Origin of the sequence: Pseudomonas sp. 34 E 7 (assembly GCF_900005715.1) — a bacterium.
Taxonomy (GTDB): Bacteria; Pseudomonadota; Gammaproteobacteria; order Pseudomonadales; family Pseudomonadaceae; genus Aquipseudomonas; species Aquipseudomonas orientalis_A.
The window spans coordinates 1-6303 of the sequence record NZ_CVTX01000017.1 but is presented as its reverse complement, the minus strand read 5'-3'; the positions used below and the strand labels follow the sequence as shown (position 1 = coordinate 6303).

2 protein-coding genes are annotated in these 6303 nt (G+C 67.2%); both read left to right on the top strand.

The annotated features are described in order from the left end of the window. The coding region (locus BFP96_RS00585; RefSeq protein ID WP_139113294.1) for an acyl carrier protein at positions 1-2478 on the top strand (2478 nt) is incomplete at its 5' end. Between the two features lie 49 nt (positions 2479-2527). Next, a partial coding sequence (locus tag BFP96_RS00580; RefSeq protein WP_139113293.1) for a non-ribosomal peptide synthetase occupies positions 2528-6303 on the top strand: 3776 nt, incomplete at its 3' end.

Genomic DNA, 6303 nt, shown 5'->3' with positions numbered 1-6303 from the left:
CTGCTGGCGCGGGTGCGCGCCCTAAGCCCGCAGCTGCGCATCGTCAACCACTACGGGCCCAGCGAAACCACGGTGGGCGTGCTGACTCACGACGTCGAAGGTGAGGGTGACGCACCGCTCGGACGCCCCCTGGGCAACGTGCAAGTCAGCGTGCGCGGGCCGGATGGCGCAGTGCTGCCGGCTGGCGTCAGCGGCGAGTTGTATATCGAGGGCGCGACCGTGGCGCGTGGTTACCTGAGTGCCGGCGAGGCCGATCGGGCGCGCTTCGGTGCACGGGGTTACCGCACGGGTGACCGGGTACGCCTCGATCATCTGGGGCGGGTGCTCTTTCTCGGGCGCCTGGACGAGCAGGTGAAGATTCGCGGCTACCGCGTCGAGCCTTCGGAAGTGGCGGCGCAATTGCGTGCGCTGCCACAGGTCGATGACGTGCGCGTGCTCAACGCACCGACGCCCTTGACCGGCAACCGCCTGGTGGCCTTCCTGGTCGCCGGGCCGAGCGCACTGGCGGATATTCAGGCCGCGTTGCAGGCACGCCTGCCGGACTACATGCAACCGGCGCAGTGGCATTGCCTGGAGGCGCTGCCACTGCTGGCCAATGGCAAGGTCGATCGCCAGGCGCTGTTGAACCTGGCCGAGCAAGCACCGCGCAATCTCGAGTCGCGTACCGAGCAGCCGTTGAGTGCACTGGAAAGCGCCTTGCTGGCGATCTGGCGTGAACTGCTGGGTCACCCGAACATCGGCCCGGACGACAACTTCTTCGCCCATGGCGGCGATTCGATTCTCGGCCTGCAGATCATTGCCCGTGCACGCCAGCAACAGATCACCCTTACCCCCAAGCAACTGTTCGCCGAGCCCAGCGTGCGGGCGCTGGCGCGGGTGGCGCAGACGCCACAGCGCGCCAGGGTCGAGCGCCTGCTGGTGATTGCCCGGGAGATTCTCGAAAAGCCCGAACTGCAAGCCGACGACAACTTCTTTGCGGTCGGTGGCGATTCGATCCTCAGCCTGCAGATCATCGCCCGTGCCAAGCAGCAGGGCCTGCAGCTCAAGCCCAAGCAGATCTTCGAGTTCCCTTCGGTCAGCGGCTGGGCCGAGCAGGCCGTGGACCTCGCCAGTGTGGTCGAGCAAGCCAAGGTCGATAGCGCCGAGCCAAGCGCCGCTTTTGCCCTGACGCCGATCCAGGCCTGGTTCTTCGACCAGCAGCAGGCCACGCCACAGTACTGGAACCAGTCCCTGTTGCTGGCCGTTCACCAGCCGCTGGAACCGGCGCGCCTGGCCCCGGCGCTGGCGAGCTTGTTGCGGCGTCACAGCAGCCTGCGGCTGATCTTCGAGCAGAGCGGGCAGGGCTGGCAGCAACGCTATCAGCCGCTGTCGGCGGCGATGGCCGACACCCTGCTGCAGGTGGTCGAACAGCCGCTGGACGACGCGCTGCTGCAGCAGTGGCAGCAGGGTTGGCAACTGGATCGAGCCCCGTTGATCCGCTGGGTGTATTTCACCGGCAGCGGGCACCTGCTGTGTACGGCGCATCACCTGCTGGTCGACGCAGTGTCCTGGCAGGTGCTGCTCGACGAGCTGGAAAGCCTGTACCACGACCCGCAGGCTTCGTTGCCGGCGGTTTCCACCCGCTTCGATCGCTGGAGCGAGGCCTTGCAGCGTCATCGCCAGGCCCCCGAGGTGCTGGCTCAGCGTGACTACTGGCAGGCGCAGTTGGCCGAGGAGGGCGACGTCGCCCGTGATGTCAGCGTGTATGGCGAAAGCCGCACGCTGGAAACGAAACTGTCCCTGGAGAAAACCGAATGGTTGCTGGGCGACTGCCATGGGGCCTACAGCACCCAGGTGCAGGATCTGCTGGTCGCGGCACTGGCTGGCGTGATCGGCCAATGGCAGGGGCGCGAGCAGGTCACCCTGGAGATGGAAAGCCACGGTCGCAGTGGCTGGGAGCAGGGCCCGGATCTGTCGCGCTCGGTGGGTTGGCACACCAGCCGCTACCCATTGGCCGTGCGTGCCGCCGAACAGCCGGAGGACGCGATCATCGCCGCCAAGGAAGCATTGCGCCGCGTACCGGAGCAGGGCATCGGCTACGGTCTGCTGCGCCTCGACCCACAGCACGGGCTGGGTGCCGCGTCGCTGCTTACCTTCAACTACCTGGGACGGGTCGACCAGTGGCTGGGTGGTTCGCGCCTGTGGCGCCTGGCGCAGCCGCTGTGCCCGGCCATGCGCGCCCCCGACACCCGCCGCACCCATCTGCTCGACGTGACCGCCCTGGTCGACCAGGGCCAGTTGCACATCGAATGGCGCTACGCCCCGCACGTGCATGACGAGGCCCTGATCGGCGCACTGGCGCAGCAGTTCCAGCAGGGTATCGAAGCCCTGCTCGAACACTGCCTGGCCCCCGAGGTTGGTCGCGCCACCGCTGCCGACTTCGCCGACTCGGGGCTTTCCGACGACGAATTCCTCGGCCTGCTCGAGCAACTGCAATGAGAACCCCGGCGCCCCCACATCCCCAGCCCATGGCAAGGAGACCCTCGGCATGAACGACAAGGTCAAAGCACTTTCCCGCAATATCGAGGCCATCTATCCCCTGGCGCCCATGCAGCAGGGGTTGCTGTTTCACAGCCTGATGCACCCGGGCAAGGGCATGTACCTGCTGCAGTACCGCCATGTGATGGTGCTGCCGCAACTCGATCTGCAGGCGTTCCGCCAGGCCTGGGCACAGGTGGTGGAGCGCCACGAACTGCTGCGCACCTCCTTCGTCTGGAAGCAGCAGAAGCGGCCGATGCAGGTGGTGCACAAGCAGGTCGAACTGCCGATCAGCTATGAGGACTGGTCGGCTATCGACGAGGCCGAGCAGCAGGCGCGTCTGGAACATCTGCTGGCCGAGGAGCGTCGCGAGGGGCTGGATTTCACCCAGGCACCGCTGATGCGTGTGCGCCTGTTCAAGCTGGCCCCGGACACCTACCAGTTCGTGCGCAGCTATCACCACATCCTCATGGATGCCTGGTGCTTCTCCATCATCATGATGGACTTTCTCGACGGTTACCGCGCCGCGCGCGAGGGGCGGCGTCTGGAGCTGCCCAAGCCACGCCCGTACCGCGACTTCATCCGCTGGCTGGAGCAGCACAAGCCCGAGGATCATCAAGCCTTCTGGCAGCAGCGCCTGGCCGGCTTCGACACCCCCACCTCGTTCGGTTTCGGCCACCCTGGCCGCGTGATCGATGCACCGGAGCCGGTGGAGGATTGCGTCGAGCACCTCAGCGTCGAGCAGACGCAGGGCCTGCAGCAGGCCGCCAGCGGTCTGGGCATCACCCTCAACACCCTGGTGCAGGGTGCCTGGGCCTTGGTACTGGCGCGCTACAGCGGCAATTGTGACCTGCTGTTCGGCGTCACCGTGGCCGGGCGCCCGGTGCACATGCAGGGCATGGAGAGCATCGTCGGGCTGTTCATCAACAGCCTGCCGCTGCGCTGGAGCTGGCAACCGCAGCAGCCGCTCGGTGCCTGGCTCAAGGCCTTGCAGGCCGAGAACCTGAGCCTGCGCGAACATGAAAACGTGTCGCTGGCGCAGATCCAGAGCTGGAGCGAGGTACAGCGCCAGGATCTGTTCCAGAGCCTGTTCGTGTTCGAGAACGCGCCGATCTCCGCCAGCCTGCGCCAGGGCCAGTTGGACTACCTGATCAGCGACATGGCCAACCGCACCCACACCAACTATCCGGTGACCGTGGTGATCGTGCCCGGCGAGCGCCTGCACCTGCAGTTGACCTACCAGACCGACTGGTTCCTGCGCGAGGAAGTCGAGCAGATGCTGCGCCATTTCCGCACGCTGCTGCTGAACATGGGCGACAGCCTGGCCAGCGAGGCGGATATCCCGCTGCAACGCATCGCCATGCTCGATGCGGCGGAGATCGCCCAACAGCACGCCTGGGCCAGCGGTGACCTGGCGGCGGACGCGGCGCAACTGCAGCCGCTGTACGTCGAGCGCCTGCAACAGCAAGTGCGTCGCACCCCCGAGCGAATTGCCGTGGTGCATGGCGAGCGCAGCCTGAGCTTCGATCAGTTGAACCGGGCGGCCAACCGACTGGCCCGTCATCTGCGCGCCAATGGCGTGCAGGACGGCGACCTGCTGGCGTTGCTCGATGAGCGTGGCCTCGACCTGGTGGTGATGATCCTCGCCACACTCAAGGCTGGCGCCGGCTGGCTGCCCCTGGACCCGCGCAATCCGCCGCAACGCCTGGCCCAAGTGCTCACCCAGAGCCGTTCGCCGCTGCTGTTGCATGGCGTGGAGCAGGGTGAGCTGGCACAGCAGGCGCTGCAGCCGATGGCGCAGCCGCCGGCGGCGATCCGCTACGAGCCAGCGGCCCTGGGCGGCTACAGCGATGCCGACCTGGACATCCCCGTGCATGGCCTGTCGCTGGCCTACTGCATCTTTACCTCGGGCTCCACCGGCACGCCCAAGGGGGCGATGGTGGCCCACGCCGGGATGCTCAACAACATGCTCGGCAAGGTGCCGGGCCTGGGCCTGAATGTAGATGACGTGATCGCCCAGAGCGCGCCGCAGTGCTTCGACATCTCCGTCTGGCAGACCCTCGCCGGCCTGGTGCTGGGGGCGCGCACGGTGATTCTCGGCGACTGCGTGATGCAGAACCCCGAGGCCCTGGCCGAGGCCGTCGCTCGCCATGGCGTGAGCATTCTCGAAGCGGTGCCGTCGCTGATGCAGAGCCTGCTCGAGGCGGGCCTGGAGCGCACCGCGCTGCGCTGGGTATTGGCCACTGGCGAGGCGCTGCCACCGGCGCTGGCACGGCGCTGGTTCGAGCGCTACCCCGGCATCCCGCTGATGAACGCCTACGGGCCGGCCGAATGCTCCGACGACGTGGCCTTCCATCCGCTCACCGAGCGCCTGGCCCAGGCGCGCAGCAGTGTGCCGATTGGTCGCGCCACCCTGAACAACCGTCTGTACCTGCTCGATACCGAATTGCAACCGGTGCCGCGCGGTGCGGTGGGTGAAATCTTCGTCGCCGGCGTGGGGGTCGGCCGTGGCTATATGGCCGACCCCGCACGCACGGCGGCGGTGTTTTTGCCCGACCCCATCGCCAACGACGGCAGCCGCCTGTATCGCACCGGCGATCTGGCGCGTTTCCTGGCCAATGGCGAGCTGGAGTACGTCGGTCGTACCGACCACCAGGTGAAGATTCGCGGCCACCGTATCGAGCTGGACGAGATCGAAGCCTGCCTGACCCGTTACCCCGGCGTGCGTGAAGCGGTGCTGCTGGCCCGTGACGACCAGCAGCGCGCCAAGGTGCTGGTCGCCTACCTGGTGGCCGAGCCGCAGCCCTCCATCGAGGCGCTGCGTGAGTTCGTTGCCGCCAACCTGCCGCCCTACATGCTGCCCAGCGCGTTCATGCTGCTCGAGCGCATGCCGCTCAACGCCAACGGCAAGATCGACCGCAAGGCCCTGCCGGCGCCCGACTTCGCGGCCCAGAGCGAGGCGCGCTACGTGGCGCCACGCACTGAGCTGCACGCGCAGTTGGCCGAAGCCTGGCAGGGCGTGCTGGGGCTCGCGCGGGTCGGCATTGAGGATCATTTCTTCGAGCTGGGCGGGCATTCGCTGCTGGCCACGCAACTGATCGGCCAGATCGGCAAGCTCAGCGGCAAGGACCTGCCCCTGCGTGTGGTCTTTGAGCGCCCGACCATCGCCGCCATGGCCGAGTGGCTGGAACAACAGCAGGCCAGCGAGAAAACCACGCCGATGCGCCTGCCGCGTCCGCAGACCCTACCGTTGTCGTTCGCCCAGCAGCGCCTGTGGTTCCTCCAGCAACTGCAGCCGCAAAGCCCGGCCTACAACCTGGCCGGCGCGGTGCGCCTGAGCGGCGACCTGCATGTCGCTGACCTGCAGGCAGCTTTGCAGGCCCTGGTCGATCAGCACGAAGTCCTGCGTACCCGTTTCGTCAGCGACGGCGGTGAACCGTCGCAGGTCATACTCGCCAAGGCCGAGCTGGCCTTGCCGCTGATCGAGGTGGCCAGCGAGGCGCAGTTGCACGACCTGCTGCGCCAGGACGCGATGACTCCGTTTGCCCTGGACAGCGCGCCGCTGCTGCGTGCCTGCCTGTATCGCCTCGGGCCGCAGGCGCACGTGCTGGCGCTCAATTGCCACCATATCGCCGCCGATGGCTGGTCGCTGCAACTGATCATCGACGGGCTTTGCAGCCATTACCGCGAGCTGCGCCAGGGGCGTAAACCGGCGTTGGCCGAGGCGCCGATGCAGTACGCCGACTATGCCCTGTGGCAACGCCAGTGGATGGACAGCGCCGCCTG